At 60.2% G+C, this 19,237-nt stretch carries 15 protein-coding genes and 1 pseudogene; 5 read left to right on the forward strand and 11 right to left on the reverse strand.

The window, feature by feature from the left end; genetic code table 11:
• Positions 1 to 103: 103 nt before the first annotated feature.
• The 4 genes from AB4037_RS33155 to AB4037_RS33170 all read right to left on the reverse strand — a co-directional run bounded on the left by AB4037_RS33155 (position 104) and on the right by AB4037_RS33170 (position 5,306).
• Positions 104 to 2,296 (reverse strand): glycoside hydrolase, encoded by a 2,193-nt coding sequence (locus AB4037_RS33155; RefSeq protein WP_441774448.1) that lies wholly within the window; start codon positions 2,294 to 2,296, stop codon positions 104 to 106.
• 32 nt (positions 2,297 to 2,328) lie between these two features.
• Positions 2,329 to 3,348 carry a glycosyltransferase gene (locus AB4037_RS33160; RefSeq protein WP_441774449.1) on the reverse strand — a complete coding sequence of 340 codons (1,020 nt, stop codon included), beginning with the start codon at positions 3,346 to 3,348 and terminating at the stop codon, positions 2,329 to 2,331.
• Positions 3,349 to 3,424: 76 nt separating this feature from the next.
• The gene (locus AB4037_RS33165; protein ID WP_441774467.1) at positions 3,425 to 3,961 is read right to left on the reverse strand and encodes a polysaccharide biosynthesis/export family protein; all 537 of its coding nucleotides are present in this window, start codon (positions 3,959 to 3,961) and stop codon (positions 3,425 to 3,427) included.
• 181 nt (positions 3,962 to 4,142) lie between these two features.
• The gene (locus AB4037_RS33170; protein ID WP_441774450.1) at positions 4,143 to 5,306 is read right to left on the reverse strand and encodes an outer membrane beta-barrel protein; all 1,164 of its coding nucleotides are present in this window, start codon (positions 5,304 to 5,306) and stop codon (positions 4,143 to 4,145) included.
• 1,311 nt (positions 5,307 to 6,617) lie between these two features.
• On the opposite strand from AB4037_RS33170, the gene AB4037_RS33175 reads away from it, so the two are divergent.
• From AB4037_RS33175 to AB4037_RS33195, 5 genes are all read left to right on the forward strand, one after another.
• Positions 6,618 to 7,970, forward strand: a complete 1,353-nt coding sequence (locus AB4037_RS33175) for a GumC family protein (RefSeq protein WP_441774451.1) — start codon at positions 6,618 to 6,620, stop codon at positions 7,968 to 7,970.
• Positions 7,971 to 8,065: 95 nt separating this feature from the next.
• Complete coding sequence (locus AB4037_RS33180; RefSeq protein ID WP_441774452.1) at positions 8,066 to 9,310, forward strand: O-antigen ligase family protein; 1,245 nt, start codon at positions 8,066 to 8,068, stop codon at positions 9,308 to 9,310.
• Entirely contained in the window at positions 9,303 to 10,079 is a 777-nt protein-coding gene (locus AB4037_RS33185) for a polysaccharide deacetylase family protein (protein WP_441774453.1), read from the forward strand. Before AB4037_RS33180 ends, AB4037_RS33185 begins: the two co-directional genes overlap by 8 nt.
• Positions 10,076 to 11,317: a glycosyltransferase gene (locus tag AB4037_RS33190; protein WP_441774454.1), complete on the forward strand. Its 1,242-nt coding sequence runs from the start codon at positions 10,076 to 10,078 to the stop codon at positions 11,315 to 11,317. The genes AB4037_RS33185 and AB4037_RS33190 overlap by 4 nt, the downstream gene beginning before the upstream one ends.
• Positions 11,314 to 12,450 (forward strand): glycosyltransferase family 4 protein, encoded by a 1,137-nt coding sequence (locus AB4037_RS33195; protein ID WP_441774455.1) that lies wholly within the window; start codon positions 11,314 to 11,316, stop codon positions 12,448 to 12,450. Before AB4037_RS33190 ends, AB4037_RS33195 begins: the two co-directional genes overlap by 4 nt.
• Positions 12,451 to 13,018: 568 nt before the next feature.
• On the opposite strand, the pseudogene AB4037_RS33200 reads toward AB4037_RS33195, so the two are convergent.
• The 7 genes and pseudogenes from AB4037_RS33200 to AB4037_RS33230 all read right to left on the reverse strand — a co-directional run.
• Positions 13,019 to 13,862 (reverse strand): annotated as a pseudogene (locus AB4037_RS33200) (IS3 family transposase); the annotation flags it as partial.
• A gap of 104 nt (positions 13,863 to 13,966) precedes the next feature.
• Positions 13,967 to 14,722: a type 1 glutamine amidotransferase domain-containing protein gene (locus AB4037_RS33205; RefSeq protein WP_441774456.1), complete on the reverse strand. Its 756-nt coding sequence runs from the start codon at positions 14,720 to 14,722 to the stop codon at positions 13,967 to 13,969.
• A 94-nt stretch (positions 14,723 to 14,816) separates the two neighbouring features.
• Positions 14,817 to 15,398, reverse strand: a complete 582-nt coding sequence (locus AB4037_RS33210; protein WP_441774468.1) for a DUF924 family protein — start codon at positions 15,396 to 15,398, stop codon at positions 14,817 to 14,819.
• Positions 15,399 to 15,409: 11 nt separating this feature from the next.
• Positions 15,410 to 16,624, reverse strand: a complete 1,215-nt coding sequence (locus AB4037_RS33215; protein WP_441774457.1) for a low temperature requirement protein A — start codon at positions 16,622 to 16,624, stop codon at positions 15,410 to 15,412.
• A 15-nt stretch (positions 16,625 to 16,639) separates the two neighbouring features.
• On the reverse strand, positions 16,640 to 16,903 hold the full coding sequence (locus tag AB4037_RS33220) for a hypothetical protein (protein ID WP_441774469.1): 264 nt from the start codon (positions 16,901 to 16,903) through the stop codon (positions 16,640 to 16,642).
• Between the two features lie 19 nt (positions 16,904 to 16,922).
• The gene (locus tag AB4037_RS33225; protein WP_441774458.1) at positions 16,923 to 18,311 is read right to left on the reverse strand and encodes an aldehyde dehydrogenase family protein; all 1,389 of its coding nucleotides are present in this window, start codon (positions 18,309 to 18,311) and stop codon (positions 16,923 to 16,925) included.
• 92 nt (positions 18,312 to 18,403) lie between these two features.
• Positions 18,404 to 19,222, reverse strand: a complete 819-nt coding sequence (locus AB4037_RS33230) for an SDR family oxidoreductase (protein ID WP_441774459.1) — start codon at positions 19,220 to 19,222, stop codon at positions 18,404 to 18,406.
• Between the last annotated feature and the right edge of the window lie 15 nt (positions 19,223 to 19,237).

Genomic DNA, 19,237 nt, shown 5'->3' on the forward strand with positions numbered 1-19,237 from the left:
CATGGCCTCGCCCTTCGATCGTCCCGAAATGCAGATGGACGTTCTGGCCGGCGTGGTGATCGCCGAATATCCCTGATGGAGTACCTGGAGCCGAGCGCAGCGCTCACGGTTCTCGCTCGATCACGAAATAGGTCGTCGGACCATCTGGCCCCAGATTGGTCAGCCGCGTGGCGAGATTGCCTTCTCCGCTGGCGATCACGGACTTGATCTTGCCGTCGAGGCCAATCGGCGCTAGGCGCCAGCGGCCATGGCCGGGGAGGGAAAAATCAATGGAAGCAACGCGCATGAGCACCGGCAGCCTCCCGTAGTCGGCGATGACACGGTCGTTCGGGTCGGAAAACTTCATGGCGGTATTGCGCGCGTCCGTTGCGAAGATCACCAGCAATTTACGGCTGGCGTCGATAGGCAGGCCGTCGAGGGCAGAGACGGCGAACAGGCCTGGCCCGGTGGCATCGCCGATGGTGACCTTGTCGAGGCTCGAGGTTCCCGAGAGTTCGGCGAAGGCGAGCGCCTCTGTCCTCGGCGTGATCACGCTCAGGCGCAGAGCGTTTTGATCGAGGCGGATCTGGCCCGTGTCGCTCTGATAGATCCCACGGTTCATGTCGGTCTGATTGAGGGCGTTCAGCCCGCCGCTCTGACGCAAGGCCGTCGCGATCCGATCGGCGTCGCTCTCTCTCCGCGGGACTTGAACGGCCTGATCTGCCGGCGAAGGCGCCTTTTGCCTCTCCAGACCGATGGCGCCGAGCAAGGCGAGAGTGGTCAGCCCCTCTGGTTCCCGATCGAGCGGGCTCAGGGTCAAATCGTCCTCGCCGCGCATCATGAGGGGAATGGAGAGGTGCGATTGCTGAACGTCACCACGCCGAAACAAGAGCGCGGCAAGGGTCTCGCCGGCACGCGCCACCGGATCGAGCGCGATCGCATAGGGCAGCATCTGGCGCTTGTGAGGGAAGTTCTCGCCATAGGACAGGATGATCGGGCCATGGCCGTGCCGGCAGATCAGATCCCAGCCCTGCAGGGCGGCATAGGCCGGCATGACAAGCCCCGCTTCGTAGCGATAGCGGTTCCAGAATAGCTGATCATACTCGCTCACGATGAAGGGCCGTCCCTGCCATCGGGTTGCGGCGATCACCCTGATATAAAGGGCAGCATCGGCCAGGGAGCTGGTCTGCTGGATCGAGCCTCCAGGAGCATAGGTTCCGATCCAGTCGTGATAGGTGTTCATCGCTACCGCTTGCTGGTTTTGACGCGACAGGCTGGTCTGAAGGGTGGGCCAGTTGTTGTAGGGCGCGATGACGCCACGAAAGCCGAGATTGCGCAGGGCGGCGGTCATGCGCCCGGCGGAAGCCGTCTCGACCGTCACGAAGAAGGCCTGAAGGTCGCGCATGCGCGGCGATCTTTCCCGGCCGCTGATCGGCAGAGCGATCGTCGTGGCCTCCAATGTCTCTTGCGACTGCAGATCCCCCCAGGCCTTGGCCAGGGCGGCTGTCGACCCGTAGCGCTGCTTCAGCCAGTGGTTGAAGGGTACGCGCAGCATTTCGGCATACGCAGGCTGTCCGTCTTGCCGGTGCACGATGCTGTCGAACTCGATGCCGTTCTCGTTGAACGGAATGATGAGCACCAGCGCCGGATCGCTGATCGGCGCCGTGCCGGTATAAGGATTGACGGCGGCGAGCAGCTTTTGCTGGAAGGTGAGCCAGTGCTGGAACGCCTTTTCGTCGAGCTGGACCTCGAGTTTCAATTCGCCCGTCAGTGACCAGCGATCGTCGAAGCCGCCCAAGGCGCCTCGCGATGAACTCAACCCGTCCATGATCCAATAGATGCCGTTTCGCTTCAGAGCGGCCATTAGGTAGTGGAAACGGTCGAGAATCTCGGGATTGAAATCCAAATCCTGCTTGCGCCCGAACATCAGGGCGGCATCGACGAAATGGAAGCGAGCGATGTTGTAGCCGTGCAGCTTGAGCTGCCTGGCATAGCGCTCCGCCTCCTCGTGATCGGGAAAGCCGCCGGAATCGGGGCTCCACGCCAAGGAGGCGCACAGGAAGCGCATGGGCTGGTCCGGTGCGGCGGCGCGGGCAAGGCGGCCCTGCCCGTTGATGACGATACGGGCCTCTTCACCAAGGGGGGGATTGGCTAGGAAACCAGAGAAGTCGAGCGGGCTGCCATCTTCCACTTCCATCGACCGCTCGCGCACCGAAGACCATTGATCCGTCCGGCCCTCCCTCGCCCCGGAGAGCACCAGCAGCGCGATGACAGCGAGGCCGCAAACAAGCCCAAGAATCCTGTGGCCTTGGCCCATTCCAACCAATTTCGGCATCACTCGCATGCTCTTCAGGACGATTTGCTTCGCTGTTGTCCAGCCAAGAGCTTGCTTTCAATCCACTCTCCCGGACTGCGCCTGACATGGGCAAAACCGAGTGGCAGGGCCGCCGCATGAAAGAGCCAGGCCACGACGGCATAGACACCGAGCGCCAGGCTGCGCTGCTTCAGACTCATGGCCGCGATCACGCCAAGCACCAAGGCAAGGTCGATCAGCAGGGCCGTCGATTTGTCGGGTACGAAAACGAGCACAGCCAGCATGGTGATCAGCCAGAGATAGACCCCAGCCCACAACCGCAATTCGGGCAATTCGTTGATCAGCATGGCCCAATGAGGCCGTCCGATCGCGGCTCTCAACAACTCACCAATGCCGCGCAGATATTTCGACTGCCAGCGGCGCACCAGCAGTTTGTAGGCGTTCATCGTGTGCCCAAAATGAGAGACGAAATGTCGTTCCAGGCGATGAAGGCTCCAGCCAAGGCAGCGCAGGCGTAGGCCGAGATCGAACTCCTCGTAGCCGTGCAGGTTGCGATCAGAAAAATAGCCGGCTTGTTGAATGGCTGCACGGCGGTAGAGACCACCTCCGTTCATACGATCGATCGTGCCGGTGCGGTTCTCCGGCGATGCGCGCCGAACCCGCCGCGTGAATTCGAGATTGTCGAGGTTCATCTCGACCACATGCCCGGTTACCCCCGCTGCCTTGGGATTGGCCTCCAGGAAGGCCAGCGCTTCGGTGAGGAAGTCTTCGTCCAGCAACATGTCGCCGTCCACCAAGCAGATGAAGTCGTGGTGGCTGTATTGGAAGCCGAGTTGCGGGCCAATGCCGCAGCTCGGCCGGGCCGGATCGACAATTTGCGCGAGCGTGACCGGATATCGACTGGCAATCTCCACCGTCCGATCGGTCGAGCCGCTGTCGGCGACGATGATCTCGACAGTGCCGCCCGGCAGGGCCTTGAGCGCGCTCTCGATGGCGGCAGCGATACGCTTTTCTTCGTTGAGCGTCTTCATGATGATCGAGACAGCTTTGGTCATGGTTCGAAGGGCCAGACTTCCAAGAAAGGGTTGCAGGAAAGATTTGATGGTCGAACTAAAACGCCAGACTCGGCGCTCAGAAGAAACGCTCGCGCACGTAGATGGTATCGCCCGGCAGGACGGTTGTCGTGATGGGCACCCGCTCCGTGCGGCTGTTACCTTCGGTCTGGCGGGTGATATCGATGCTTTCCTGACCCGCACGCGAGGTAAATCCTCCGGCGGCAGCGATCGCCTTCTGGGCCGTCATTCCGGGTACGTAGCTGTATTGCCCGGCGGCGCCGACCTCACCCATGACGAAGATCGATCGATAGCGATCCACCTCGATCGAGACGCTGGGCTTGAGCAGATATCCCCCGTCGCGCAGCTTGGCCGTTACAATGGCCTCGACCTGCTTGGTCGTCTTGTACCGGACCGGAATGCTGCCGATCAGCGGCACCGAGATCGTACCGCCTTGGTCGATATTGTAGGTATTGGTCAGCCCGTTCTCGCCAAAGACGGTCAGCCGCACCCGGTCGCCTGCATCGAGCGTATAAGGTTTGTTGACCGCCTCATAAAAGGCGGGCGGCGCCGGACGATAGCTCTCGCAGCCAGCAAGCGCGAATGCCAACAGCATGACTAGGACGATCTTACGATTGTACAAGGCGACCCCCTTTCAACAATTCCCATTGGCTCGTTCGCCTTGCCAGTCGAACGCATTCAATTCCCGAGACATTCGGCAATACAGAAGGCCACATTGGATGGCTATGCTGCGAAGCAACTGCATGTGTTTTGTCTTGCATGGGCCTTCCTTTGCTTCAACGCTGTAACGTGAGACCGACATAGACACTCGTCTCGTTGGTACGTCTGGCGCGTATCGAGCTGTCGGTTATCCGCCGGCGCGCGCTCACATCGACGCCGACGTTGCGGTTGAACCAATAGGTTGCGCCTGCTTCCACGCCCAGGCCGTGGTCGGTACCAGTGCCGTCGGTATTGTCGCGCAAATAGGCGAGTATTTCTGCATTCAAGGTCAGGTTGGCGCGAACCTGCCGCTTGATTTCGAGACGGCTCTGATAATAGAGCGAGCCGCTCACGCCCGGTGCCGTAGCGGCTTCGATACGGCTTAGGATACCCAGACCGACATCAGTGCCTCGTTGTGGCGACCATTTGAGCGTCGCGTCCGCGCTGAAACCATCCAGTGTCGCGAGGCGAGGATCGTTGAAGGATTGTCTGAGGTAGCCGAAGGCAACTTCGCCGGAGACCTTCTCGCCGAAGTCCAGTTCCATGCCGCCACGCAGTGCAGTACGGGCCCCGGACCGGCGATAGCCATCACTATCGAGCCGCTCATCATAGGTGTCACGGCCGATCTCGACTTCGCCAAACGGCTTGATGGCCCTCGACATCTGATAGCCGGCTCTCAGGATGAGGCCCGCATAGGTATTGGCCCGATCGTGCTGTGAAATCACCGTGCCGTCCGGAAAATCCACTTGTCCGTAGGTCAAACGGTCGACCTTGGCCCTGAAGTCGGTGAAGAAGCGTCCAAAGTCATGACGCAACCCCAGAGTTGCATCGAATTCCTGGACCCAGGGCCGGTTGGATGTTCCAAGGATCGTAGTCGGCGCGCTCGCTTCCTCCTGGCTGTAATGATAGCCGGCCTGCCCGGTCAGCACGGTGCGCTCACCCAGGTCGAGCCGAAATCCGCCACGCAAATTGATATCGGGTTCTCTGTACGAAGTTCCCGCCAATGTCCTGGCATAGAGTACATCGAGGTTCAAAAATATCGAATGGCGTGACCAATCGCTCAAGAGCCGAGCTCGAATACGCGTTTCCGAGACAGTCGCACCACCGCCCTGCTTGCTATCGTCGACATTCGTGGTGGCCCTGATGCCCTGCGAGAGGGAAGGCAGGAATAGCATCGTGCCGAATTTGAGGCCGATAGGGTCGAAAGGGTTGATTTCGTTGCGAATGAAGAGCTGCTCCAAAGCCGGCACCCGCCGATTTTGCGGCTGTACCCGCTGGGTCTTGGGGTTGTCGTCTGCCCCCTGGCGCCCGGCTTCGATGGGGGTGGGATCCCCCTCGTCGACTATTGGGAGGAGGGGGCGCGGGGGGGGCTCTGGCGGGGCTGCAACCGCCGCAGCCTGATCCGAAGTGGCTTGGGGCGGGGGAGGCTGCGTATCGTCCTGCGAAGGCGCGTCCGGCTCCAAGGCGGGAGCGGCCTCGCCAATCGGCGGGCTTACCTCGCCTGGAGCAGCCATAGGCTGATCGACCTGTGCCCACGCAAGATTAGTCGCTGGCAACACGCCGCCAATCAGGCCTAGCATCAAGCCAAGCCATGACCCGCATCGTGATCGAGGCCGGAACAGCGCGCGGCGACGCTCCGTATCGGGAGAGGGAACAGCACCGAGATTCATTGATCCGTATCGCTACAGGCAACGACCAGCCCATCGTCCCGAAATCGGGGCTCATGCTCCAGCCGCACACCCATACTCCCATGTACGCAACACCAACAACGAGGTGATCATGGCGTGGATCGGAGCGGCGGCATTGCCACTGGGACGAGAAACAAGCACCGCGGTCAAGCGAGCATACCCGGCCAAGCGCCTTTCCATCGGCGCTCCGATCATTCCTCTGCAAAGATCAGCTCAGGCTTGCTCAGTACTATTGTTTTGCCTGGCGATCAACTCACTGAATCCAAAAGACATTTGATGGAGGTATTATGAAACCAAATACAGAGTCTTTATGCCGATATGGTCAATAGAAATACTACTTATTGGGGACTCTCCAATGCCAAAGCGTCTCCTATCATACTTAAGACGATGAAAGTTGGATGCTGCAAAAGCGCATATCACGTAACTGTATCGACAGAATGTCTTAATAGCTCAACCAAAAAAGAGAGTGATATTTTCTTTCTTGAAGAGATAGTCTTGACCTCCGAGATGCGAAGGCTTACTGCCCATACGTCCACCGTGGACGTAGCACGCAAAATTCGAGTTCTTCCCCAGCAAAATGGCTGCGCGCGGGCCAATTGATGGCTGCCGTGGCTCCTCTCGATCAGAGCCGAATTGCATTCCTGTACGGGACTAGAATATGTTTTTCATAGGATATGTCCTGTTCGGACGATTTTCCCAGTCCCGTGTGCTTCGGTTCGGTTGAAGCTGCAGAGTACTGTATAGATGTACAGATTGAGTAATACGACGAGCAAGCCTTTCTCAAGCAGTGGGGTCTCCGGGCACACGAAGGCGCGGCGTGACGTGCTGTCGCCAACACCTCCTGCCATAATTTCACCAGGCGCGGTGGCGAATTGGATTGCGAGGCGCTGGTACTGGCCGCTCCTTTTCGCTCTTGTCGGTATCGGCGCTGGCGCGAGTTACGGACAGTGGACACCTGCGCGCTATACAGCTTACACGGACCTTCTGGTCCCGCCCGCCAACCTGCAGGTTTTGCCGAACGACATCTATCCGCAGAACCTGCAAAGCGACAGCCAGCTTCTTGATATCGAAAGCAAGTTGCGCTTGCTGAACTCTGGCAATGTGTTGCGCCGGGTCAGCCGCGAACTTGATTTGCCCAACAACCCCGAATTCAACGGCGAGGCAAAGGCAGGCCCCAATGTGTTCGCGCTGTTGGACGGCCTGCTCGGCAGCAAGCCCGCCCCCCCCGACAGGGATCTGGAGGTGATGCGCACGCTGGCGGAAAGGATCACCGCCAAGCGGGTCGAGCGCTCCTACATGGTAACGATCGCGGTTTGGGCGCGCACAGCTGAGACCGCCGCCAGGATTGCCGACGCATCCGCAAAGGCCTTTCAGGAGGAGGTGGCACAAGCCGATGCCGATGCCGCCGGCCGGGCCGCCTCGGGGCTGAAGGACAGGCTTGTCGAACTCAAGAAGGCTGCCTCGGAAGCTGAAGAAAAGGCGGCGCAGTTCAAGCGGAGCCATGGCCTGCAGACCACAGCGAATGGCGACCTTCTCAGCGCCCAGACCATGGCGCAGATCAGCACCAAGCTGGTCGACGCCAATACCCGCCTGGTGGGAGCGCAAGCGCGTTACGACGAATTGACGGCCCCCAAGCCCAACGAGACCAACCCCCTGGGCACCTTGCAATCCGCGACATTGACGAGCCTGCGAGCCCAGCACGCATCGATCAAGCAGACCATCGATTCGTTGTCCATGACCTATGGCGCGCAATATCCTGGGCTGGTCCGGGCGCGGTCGGAGCTGCGCGGTACTCAGCAGGCCATCAGGGAGGAGACCAATCGCATCTTGCGGGCAGCGCAACTTGAGCTCGACCAGGCCGCTGCGACCGTCGAGACTCTCAAGGGACAGGCTGAAAGGGCGCGCATAGCCGTCGCCGCCGACAATGAGGCGCAAGTGCAGTTGAACGACTTGCAACGCGATATGACGACGAAGGGTGCGATCTATCAGACCTTTCTCACCCGGGCCGGCGAGACCGCCGAGCGTCAACTGCTCAACAGTACCAATATTCGTGTCATCTCCACTGCCATTCCTCCCGTCAGTCGAAGCTGGCCGCCGCGAACGGTGCTGCTCGCTGCCGGTGGGCTTGCCGCCGGGTTTGGCCTGGGCGCGGCTTTGGCGGCCGGTTTCGGGCTGCTGGCAACACTGCGCCGCGCACGCAAGCAACTCGCTGCATAAGGCTAGTGGAGATGCAGGCAGACGGCATGAATGGAGGCGCCCCAAACAAGCTGCGGAATAGCCTTGCGGTGGTGCTGTTTTTGGCTGTCTGCTATATGTTCTGGGTCACAACCAAGCCCTTCATAGACCTGACGGATCCTGCCACGCTGGATCCCAGTGCCGAAAAATCCAACCTGATCAACCAGTTGGTGACACTCGCGCTCTCGGGAGGATTGCTGCTGTTCGGGCTCACCAGCCCATTGCGCAGCACAATCTTGCAGCCGCGCCTCCTCCTCGTCTGCCTGTTCGTGTGGTTCTTTTTCGTATCCGCCATCTCGACCTATCCCGATCTCGCGCTCAAGCGGGTGGTGTTGGCGATTTTGACTTGCATCAACGCAGCTATCTTCCTGATACTGCCGCGATCCGACAGGCAGTTTGCCAAATTGCTCGGCGTCGCCATGCTTGCGGCGCTGGGCTTAGCCTATTTTGGCGTTACCTTCATCCCCAATCGCGCGATCCATCTTGCGACCGAGCTGCGTGAGCCAATGAACGCCGGATTTTGGCGCGGGCAGTTCGCCCATAAGAACGAAGCGGCAGGCGTGATGGTCCTGACGGCCTTTTTTGGCTTTTACGTCTACGCCACCTGGAACAAGTTCCTCGGCGTGGTACTGGTGGTGCTGGCCACTTTCTTTCTGATGCACACGGGCGGCAAGACCTCCAGCGCCGCCCTTCCCGCCATCGTTGTGCTGGCTTGGGTGTTCGAGCGCTGGTCCTGGTCGCGCATTCCGCTGTCGATCGGCGGCGTCATCGCCATGAACACCGTCACCATCGGTTCCGCCATCTCCGAGCCGATCCGCTCGCTGGTCAGTGCAGTCGGCGTCGATCCGACCTTCACCAATCGAACCGACATCTGGCGCTTTGCATTCTCCGCCATCACCCAAAGACCGTTGTTCGGTTATGGCTTCCAGCTGTTCTGGCAGACCGATGAACTCGTCTACAGCGGCGGCGGCGTCGAAACTTGGGCCGTAGAGGCCTTCAATGGCCACAATGCCTATCTCGATACGCTGCTGACCACAGGTATCCCCGGCCTCGTTCTCACCGTGCTATGGCTACTCGTGCTGCCGCTGCGTGACCTCGGCAAGGCCGAGAAGACCGGCAACAATCCTGCTCTTACTCGCTTGTTCCTGCGCATCTGGCTCTATGGCATCTATACGGCTTGCGTGGAGAGTTTCTTCTTCCTGAGCGGTGCCTCGATATGGTTCGTCCTGCTGGTAGCCGTTTTCGGCCTGCGCCTTCAAGCCCGGGCCAGCGTGGTCAACGAAACCTCCAAGCCAACCTCCTACTCGGCCATTCATGCCTGATATTAAAGAAAAGCTCGACTATTGGTTCGACCGGGTTACCGACCGGCTAATGCGACGCTGGCCCGGCCCGCGCCTTCGCATACCCGCGTCGAGACCGGTAATTTCCTTCACCTTCGACGATGTTCCCGATACCGCGCTCAGCAATGGCGCGCGCATTTTGGAAGAGCATGGCGTGCGCGGCACGTTCTATATCGCCGGCGGACTGGAAGGACGCCACGAGCCGGGCCGCAGCCTGATCACGCGAGAGGGCTGCGATGCGCTCCGGCGACACGGGCATGAGATCGGCTGCCATACCTTTTCCCATCGCAAGGTGACACGTCTCGTGCGCGAGCAACTCGAACAGGACCTTGACTGCAATGCGAACTATCTCAATGCCATCGATCCGCAGGAACAGCGGCGCAATTTCGCTTACCCCTACAATGCCGGCTCCTTCGCAAACCGGCGGGTGTTCGACGCCCGTTTCATGACTTGCCGCGCCGGCGGGGAACGGATCAATCGAGGCGCCGTCAACCCGAGCTTCCTGTCCGGCATGGAAATCCGCCAGCCTGAGGAGCATGCCGAAAGTCTCGTTGGTTGCGTCGACGAACTGGTAGCCAAACCCGGCTGGCTGATCTTCTTCACGCACGACATCGCGGCGGCACCGACTGAATTCGGCTGTACGCCCGAGACTTTCGAAAAGCTGGTGGCATATGCACTCGTGAGGGGCTGCACCGTGTTGCCGGTGAGGGACGCACTGGCTTTGTTCGGTATGGAAGGAGCGCAGTCGTGAACAAGGCCCGGGCATCGAACAGGCTGCTGGCGATCAACAATTACTTCTATCGCCGAGGCGGAGCGGAAGCGATCTTCCTCGAACATATGGCGCTGTTCGACGAGATCGGCTGGGATGTGGTGCCTTTCGCCATGCAGCACCCCGACAACCAGGCATCGCCCTGGTCTGATTATTTCGTCTCCGAGATCGAATATGGCCGCACGACCAGCGTGTTGACCAAGGTCGCGCAGGCGGGGAAGGTGATCTACTCCTTCGAGGCTCAGCGCTCCCTCACGGCCCTGCTTGAAAAGACGCGGCCGCAGATCGCGCATGCGCATAATGTCTATCACCATCTGTCGCCTTCCATTTTCAGCACACTCAAGGCGGCGGGCATCCCCACCGTGATGACAGTGCACGACCTCAAGCTCGCCTGCCCAGCCTATAAGATGCTGGTGGATGGCGGGGTCTGCGAGGCATGTCGCGGCGGGCGAATTCACAATGTCGTACGGCGGCGTTGCATCAAGGGATCGCTTGCTCTGAGCGCCTTGGTGGCGCTGGAGACCGCAGTCCATCGCGGGCTCGGGCTATACCGTAACAAGATCGACAAATTGGTGCTGCCGAGCCGCTTCTATCGCGAAAAGCTGATCGAATGGGGATGGCCGGCCGACAAACTGGTCTATGTGCCAAATTTCATCGAGCCCCCGCAGGTCGGTGACATGGAGGAGGGGGAGTATTTCCTCTATGCGGGACGGCTCGCGCCAGAGAAGGGCCTGCCGACCCTGATCCGAGCGGCGGCGCTGGCCGGCGTCCGCCTCGTCATAGCCGGTACCGGTCCGGAGGAGGTGTCCTTGCGGGCTCTGGCGGAGAAAAGCGCGGTGGCGGTGCATTTCGCTGGCTACGTATCGGGACGGGCGTTGCATGATCTGATCGGGGGAGCCAAGGCCCTGGTTTTGCCCTCCGAGTGGTATGAAAACGCACCTGTCAGCGTGCTTGAGGCATACGCACTGGGGCGCCCGGTGATCGGCACGGCGATCGGCGGCATTCCCGAACTGGTGCGCGACGGACAGACTGGCATGCTAGCCGCTGTTGCCGACGCTGCGGACCTTGCACGAGCGCTCGGTACGATGGCTGGGCTGACGGTCGGGGAGAGGTCAGCCCTCGGCGCGGAGGGCAAGGCCTGGGTGGCACGGGACTTCTCCGCTTCGGTCTACCGTCAGCGAATGCTGGATCTTTATGCTTCACTCGGGGTAGTCGCATGACCAAGAAAGGCTCTGAGCGCCGGCCGCGAGTAATGATGCTGGGGCTGCGCGGTATTCCCGATATTCAGGGCGGCGTGGAAAAGCATGTCGAGGAGCTCGGCCGCTGGCTTGATGAGAAATGGGACATCACCATCGTCGGACGAAAGCCCTATCTGCCTTCGCCCAAGCCCTACGATGTCGGCCGGGTGAGGGTACTGCCGGTCTGGTGTCCACGCTCGATGAAGTTCGAAGCGCTTGCTCATACGCTACTCGGTGTGCTGGTCGCAGCCTTCAGGCGTCCCGACATTCTGCATATCCATGCAGTGGGACCTGCCTTGTTGACGCCGTTGGCCCGCCTGTGCGGGTTGCGCACGGTAGTTACTCATCATGGCTATGATTATGATCGGGAGAAATGGGGAGCTCTGGCCAAGCGCATGCTCAGGCTGGGCGAGATTGCCGGCATGCGTTTTGCGAGCCGGCGTATCGCGGTTTCGAACGAGATCGCCGGTACTATGGAACATCGTTATGGCGTGCCCACCCGTTTCATTCCCAACGGTGTCGCCACGCGGCAGGGGACGACCGACACCGACATCCTGGCTGAACTCGGCCTAACGTCGCGCCGTTATGTCATCACCGTTGCACGTATCGTTCCGGAAAAGCGCCAGCACGATCTGATCGCGGCCTTTGAGCAGCTTGCCGATCCCTTATTACGGCTCGTCATTGTCGGCGCAGCCGACCACGACGCCGCCTATTCGCGCGAGGTCGCGGCCCAGGCTGCCCGCGTGCCCGGCGTCATCCTTGCCGGTCGTCGTACCGGAGACGACCTCTTCACTCTTTATACTCAAGCAGGCTTGTTCGTACTGCCCTCCAGCCATGAGGGCATGCCTCTGGCATTGCTGGAAGCGCTGGGGGCTGGGTTACCGGTTCTTGCCAGCGGTATCACCGCCAATCGCGAACTCAACCTGCCGGAAGAGGATTATTTTCCCGTGGGCGACGTGCCGGCCCTCAGCCACGCCATGCGTACAAAACTCGCCACGCCTCTCGATGCCGTGGCTTCGGCGGAACGCAGCCAATGGGTGAAGAAGGCCTATAGTTGGCAGAGTGTGGCCCAGCAGGTTGCAGATGTTTATTCGGGTCTCCTCGCCACTCGGTGAGCCCAAGGCGAGTTTGACGGTTCCTTGCCGCAGGTGATGATCTCAAGTCTGCCATTTGTGAGCTCTCCCTGAGGGCGTCTTCGAGCGGGAAAAAGAGCAATTTCATTGCAAGGCTGCTATCTATTTGCGGTACGAGATCCCGACCTGTTTTCAATAGCCGAGGCATTTTCGAGATGTCGAGTTGATGGTGATCGCATGCTGGTTTTCCATCGCGCTTGCCATTGACCTTCCCGATAGAAGCGGGAACAGCGACGTTCGGGCGGTCAAGCCGGGCGGCGAATAAGAGTCCTAGAAATTGACTACACCGGAGTAAGGAAAGCATAGTCCGCAAGGACAATTGCGGGCAGGCCAAGAGGCAGCTACCTTCAACAAACTCCCTGTTCCCCTCCTGGACCAGAACTGGAGGCCCGGATAACGCCTCAGCAAGGCATCCTTTTCCGGGCCTCCCTTTTCAAAGATCGATCGCAGGCATAGTCTGCTCCTTGCGGGGCTTCATCCTAGGTAGGCTGGAGTTGCTTGCTTCGGCCCCGGCAGACTGTCGGTGGCTGGAGGAGGAAGTGGACTTGCCTCATAAAAATGGAGAGGTATTTGCCCAGCGGGACGCGGTTTGTTCGAACTGCGCGGGGCTGATGTAGTCGAGCGCGGAGTGGCGCCGAACGGGATTGTAGAAGCCATCGATATAGCGGGCAATGGCCTACACGGCTTCGTCACGGGTGTAGGAACGGGTGCGCCAGACGAGCTCGGATTTGAGCGTCCTGAAGAACGTCTCGACTATCGCATTATCGTAGCAATTTCCCTTTTCCGACAGGGAAATACGGATGCCGTGGCGGCGCAGTTCGGCCTGGTAATCCACCGAACAATATTGGGCGGATTCAACCGGTCGTCGCAACACTTTCGATCATATCGTATTTGAGTAGCAGGACGAGGGCCTTGCGCAACGCGGCGAGCGCCTGATCGCAGTGCAGGCGGTCGCCGACGGCCCAGCCGACGACACGGCCGGGAAACAGGTCGACGACGACCGCCAGATAGAGCCATCCCTCGCGCGTCCAGTCGTACGAGATGTCCACGCCCCATTTCTGGTTGGATGTGGATACGGTGAAGTCCCGGTCGATGATGTTCGGCGCGACTGGCCAGCAATGCTCGCTGTCGGTCGTCCGTTTAAACCGGCGCTTTTGCCGACCGCGCAAGCCGTTCTCGCGCATCAGCCGCGCCATGCGCCGACGTCCGATGGCAAAACCGTAATCTTGCAACTCGCGCGTCATGCGCGGGCTGCCGTGAGTTCCGTTCGACAGCGAGAACGCCGAGCTGACATGCGCCAACATCACCATGTCGTCGTGCTGCCGCCGGCTGGCGGGGCGGTCCTTCCAGGCGGAATAGCCACTCTGGCTGACGCCGAGCACCTGGCAGAGGCGGTAAGTAGTGATGCAGCGGTAGCCGTCTATCACCAGCAATCGCTGTGGCCAAAATTGGCCTATGTTGGATTTCTGCTCCGCTGACACCCAGAGGCCAGTCTCGGCTATTCATCAAGGGCTTCCAGCACAAGTTCGGCCGTTAGCCCGCTGCTATATTGCTGCTGGCCGGTGATCAGACGGCCGTCGCGGATAGCGAAAGGTTCGTTGGCGCCGCGGCACAGGAAGCTGGTTCCTTCTATCCGATTGGCTTCGCTCTGGATCGTGTAATCGTTGAGCTTCATACCAAAGGCGAGATTGACCTCTTCCTCCTCCGCGTCGGTGAAGCCTGTCCATTTTTTGCCCTCGGCCAGCAGCCTGCCATTGGACAGGCGGGTCCACAGCAGGAGAGACGAGCCGTGGCAGATCAACGCGACGATCTTGCCTTTCTCGTAGAACGACGCGACCAGGGCGTGCAGCGTCATGTTGTCTTTGAAGGTTAAGAGAGGCCCGCCGCCGCCCGCGACCCAGACCGCGTCATAGTGGTCCACCGTCACCGCGCTAATGGGCAGAGTGTTCTTCAGCATCGCGCCGAACTTTGCATGATGCACGAAACCCAGGCTGATGAGATCGTCGGCATAGGCCCCGTCGGGCGTACGTGGATCGCTATGGGTATCGAACATCACCTCGCCACCGTTCGGCGATGCGAGATCCACCTGATGGCCGGCCTCGGTGAACATCAGGAAGGACCGCGTCATTTCCTCGGCGAAGAAGCCGACCGAAAAGCCCTTGAGCTCGGCCGTGTTGGAGACAATCGATAGGATGCGACGCGGTTTGCGATGCACGCCGATGCGAGTTTCTATTTTCAGGTCCGATGCTGGCATGGCCGGATAGCTCCTTGTTGTCGGGCCCTGGAGGCCGGAAGAGGAAACGCTTGGACGTTTGGGCTCCGCGAGAGAGGCGATGATTATCCTGGTTTCAGCCCTGGAAGCCGCCCTGCTTGAGGTAATCTTCTTCTTCCGCGGTTGTGGTCCTGCCGAGCATGGGATTGCGATGCGGGAAGCGTCCGAAGCGGCGGATGATGTCGCGGTGGCCTTTGGCATGCGCCAGCCAGGGCTGGCCGAGCCCGGCGTTGAGCCGCATCGACAACTCCTGATCGGCCATCTCCTCCGAATGCGCGAAGGGCAGGCAGAAGAACAGCCGCAGGTCCGGCTCGACACGCTCCATATGCCCGGTCTCGATCGCCTGCCGGGCATAGTGGCGGGAGAGCGGGTCAGTGGCGTACATGTACGTGGCGCTGCGAAAAGCGTTGCATGGAAACTGATCGGTCAGGATCAGGAGAGCGAGCGCGCCCTCAGGTGTTTCGATCCAATCGTCGTGTCGGCGCGCCGCAACCGCCATGTGGAGATCGAGGAAGCGCTCGCGAAACGCGGCGTCGAAGGCAACGTCCTTCTCGAACCATCGGCCGGAGGATGCTTGCCAGAACGCCACGACATCCTTGGATGCACCGTGCCGATCCGCTTTCGACCGCTTCGCGCGAGATCCGGCGAACGCTCTCATCGCGCCGCTCCTCAAGGTGTCTCTGCGTGCGGCTTTCCCGACTCCCGCCACTTGCGCACCAGGCGGCCTTCCCAAAAGCCGGTCGCCAGTATGACGATCGTCGTCAGCCAGCCCATGGTCAGCAGATCGACGCTCGGCGCCAAGGGAATGAGGGCCATGAGCGCGGCGAAGCCGACGATGTGCGAAACCGGCAGGCCGCCATAGACCACCTTCCTGTAGATGGCGCTGCCCAGCAGATAGATCGCCGGCCCGCCCGAGAGTATCAGTGCATAAGCTGTTTTCATGGCATCATGCGGATGGGCAAGCACCAGATCGTTGCCGACCGCGGTGGCAATGATGCCGGCGACGAGAATGGCGTGGACATAGTGAAAATACGCCCCGATCCGGCCAGGATCGTCCGAACGGGTGATGGCATCGGTCGCGTCCTTGCTCGAGGTGCCGAAATAGAGCCACCACATGGCGAGCGTGCCTAGGAAGGTCGCGAGCAGCGCCGAGAGGATCGGGACATCCCAGATAGCGGCATTCGTCATCGTTGCTCCGGTCGCCAGCAGTGTCTCGCCAAGCGCCACGATCACGAACAACTGGCAACGTTCGGCAAGATGCCCGCCTTCGATTGTCCAGTCGCTGGTTTTTGAGCGGCCGAGGCCCGGAAGCGGAAAGCCGAACATCGGCGAGACATATTCGCACAGGACCGCGATTGCCCATAGCACCATGCGCGCTTCATGCTGAGCCAAGGCGCCGGCGATCCAGAAAATGGCGGCGATCGAAACCCAGCCGAGCATGCGCCGATAATTGGCGGAAAGCGGATGATCCGAGCCCAACTCCCAGACGATATAGGCTGTACGTCCGAGCTGGATCGCGACATAGGCGAGCGCGAAGATCAGAGCGCGCTCTCCGAAGGCGCTGGGGATCGCCGAGGCCATGAGGAGGCCCGCCAACATGACAGCGAAGATCAGACTCCGGATCCGCGGCGTCTCCGGGTCGAACCAGTTGGTGACCCAGCAGGTATATTGCCAGCCGAGCCAGACCGCGAACCACAGGATCAGCGTCTCGATGACGCCCGCGACATTCAGATTGGTCAGTAACTCATGGCTGAGCTGAGTTACGGCGAAGACATAAACGAGATCGAAGAGTAGCTCCTCGAACGTCACTCGCGCATGATGACCATCGCGCCGGCGCAACAGCGGGTGATGGTCGGTCGTCGTGGTTGCGGCGCTATCGGTCATGGGCATTTCAACCTGTCAGGGGCGGGCGAGTTGCCAGAAGGCGACTACCGCGGCGGCGGCTGGCACGGCAAAGACGATGAGCAGGATCGGCAGCTCCTGCGCCACTGTGTAACCGGCCTTATTGACGCCGACCCAAAGGTTGGCGATCGAAACGATGAGCCAGACAGGAATGAACACTTTGGCGGCCGTGCCCAGCGCTGGCATCGTCCCGCCCCAGAGCTGGCCGAACAGCAGGAACACACCAAGCAGCACGACCCCGCCGACAATGACCATCAACATATGCACGCCGACATCTCCCTCACGAAAATACGCTTAAGTTCCTGGCGATGTCCTTGCCGGCATAGGGTGGGAAGACATCGAGTTCGAGATCTGGATTGCCGATCAGCATCGCCTTGGTGTTGCTGAGTGCATCGAAGCCGGCCTCGCCATAATATTTGCCCATGCCACTGTTGCCGACGCCGCCGAAGGGCAGGCTGTCGATCCAGCAATGCAGATTGGTCTGGTTGACGCAGCCGCCTCCGAACGACAGCGATCCCAACACATAGTCGATAACCGCCTGGTCCTTGCTGAAGATGTAGGCGGCCAGAGGTTTAGGCTTGCGCTTCATGGTCCCTACGATCTCCTTGAGATCGCTGTACGACATGACAGGCAGGACCGGGCCGAACACCTCCTGCTGCAGCGCCGGGTCATCCCAGGTCGAGGGATAAAGCAGCGTCGGCTCGATATAGCGTGCCTTAATGTCATAGCGCCCGCCATGGACGACCTTTTCGGGGAGAATGTAGGAGGCGACGCGCTCGGCGTCGTGCTCGCTGATCATCCGGGCGAAGTCCGGGCTTTGGCTCGGATCCTCGCCATACATCTTGACGATCGATGCCTTGAGCTTGGCGATGAAGACGTCAGTGATGTTCTCGTGCACATAGACGTACCCCGGCGCGATGCACCATTGGCCGGAGATCGCATTATGGCCCCAGGCGATGCGATCGGCGGCGATATCGAGATTGGCGGTGGCGTCCACGATGGTCGGGTTCTGCCCGCCGAGCTCGAGGATGACCGGGGTTAAATTCTCGGCCGCCGCGCGCATCACCACCTTGCCGACCGCCGAAGAGCCGGTGAAAAAGATGAAGTCGAAGGGTAGTTGCAAAAGCTGGCCGATCTCCTCACGCCCGCCGGTGACGACCGAAACGTTCTCAGGCGCGAAATATTGCGGGATCAGCCTGGCAAACAGCGCCGCTGTCGCCGGGGTCGTATTGGCGGGTTTGAGGATCACTGGATTGCCGGCGGCAAGCGCCGCGAGTGCGGGATCGAGCAGCAGCAGGATCGGCGCGTTGAATGGGCCGATCACTAGCGTCACGCCATAGGGCTCCTTATAGATCACGCCGCGATTGCCGGTCGCCTCCAGCCCCGGCGGAATCGGCGTCGGCCGGGGCGCCATCAGAGCCTTCAGATTCTCGCGGTAATAGCGGATTACCCCACTCGGCACGGTGATCTCGAAGAGCTGCTCGAAGGGCGGCTTGCCGAAATCCTGATAGAGCGCAGCGCACCAGGCATCCTTGTTGTCGGTGAGCATGCGCTCCATGCGATCGAGCTGGTCGACGCGCCAATCGTGGCTCTTGGTGGCGTCTGAGAGGAAATGCTCCTTCTGCGCATCGAAAAGCGTTCGAAACTTGTTTGCTTCGTCGCCTGGCATCGGCTCCCCCTTCATTCGAAGATTCGCTGATGCGCCCCCGTGCCGCCCCGATGATCGAGGGGGCAGGGCTGCATCTGCTTCCATCCCAGCAATCAATTTATTGGTGATATGATACCGCCATTGATGAAGCTGGTGGTTCCAGTCATCCATCGGGCCTCAGGCGAAACCAGATACAGAGCAAGGCCGGTAATGTCGTGGATATTGCCGATGCCCCCATCAATCGACATTGATCGGAGCCAGGCGATATTCTCATTGGACTCGGCGGGGTAGAAGAAGCTGGTGTCCAAGGGCCCCGGCGCGATACAGTTGACGGTTACGCCTCGCCCCCCGAGCTCTTTGGCCAGAGCCTTGCTGAAATGCTCGAGTGGAGCCTTGCTGCCTGCATAGCCGGCGTAGGTTGGTGCGAAGGCGGCGACCATCGTGGTGACGAAACTGAGAATGCGGCCTTCGTCGGCAATCTTTTTCGAAGCTTCCTTCAGGAGAAAGAAGGCAGCTTTTGTATTGACGTTGAAAAGATCATCAAAATCGGCTTCTTCAAATTCGGCGAGAGGCTTGCGGATGATCTTGCCAGCCGTGTTGATCAAGATGTCCACTTTCCCGAATTTTGCCAAAGCGGCGTCGAACAAGGAGGTTGCCTGAGCTGGCTTGGTCAAGTCCGCCTGGACGATGAGAGCTTGTGCACCATGGGATCGCACGACAGCGGCAGTTTTCTCGGCTTCGTCCTTCTTTGAAGCTGAGTTGTAATGCACGACGACATTCGCGCCCTCCTGAGCCAGGAGTTCAGCCAGGGCTCGGCCGACATTGGCGGAGGCGCCCACGATAATCGCGTTCTTTCCAACGAATCGGCGCGCACCCGTGCTCGTCGCGGAAGGATAGGTTTTCGTGATTGCTTGATGGCTTATGGCGACCATTGCGTTTCCTCCTTC

Origin of the sequence: Labrys sp. KB_33_2, from assembly GCF_052114505.1 — a bacterium.
Classification (GTDB): Bacteria; Pseudomonadota; Alphaproteobacteria; order Rhizobiales; family Labraceae; genus Labrys.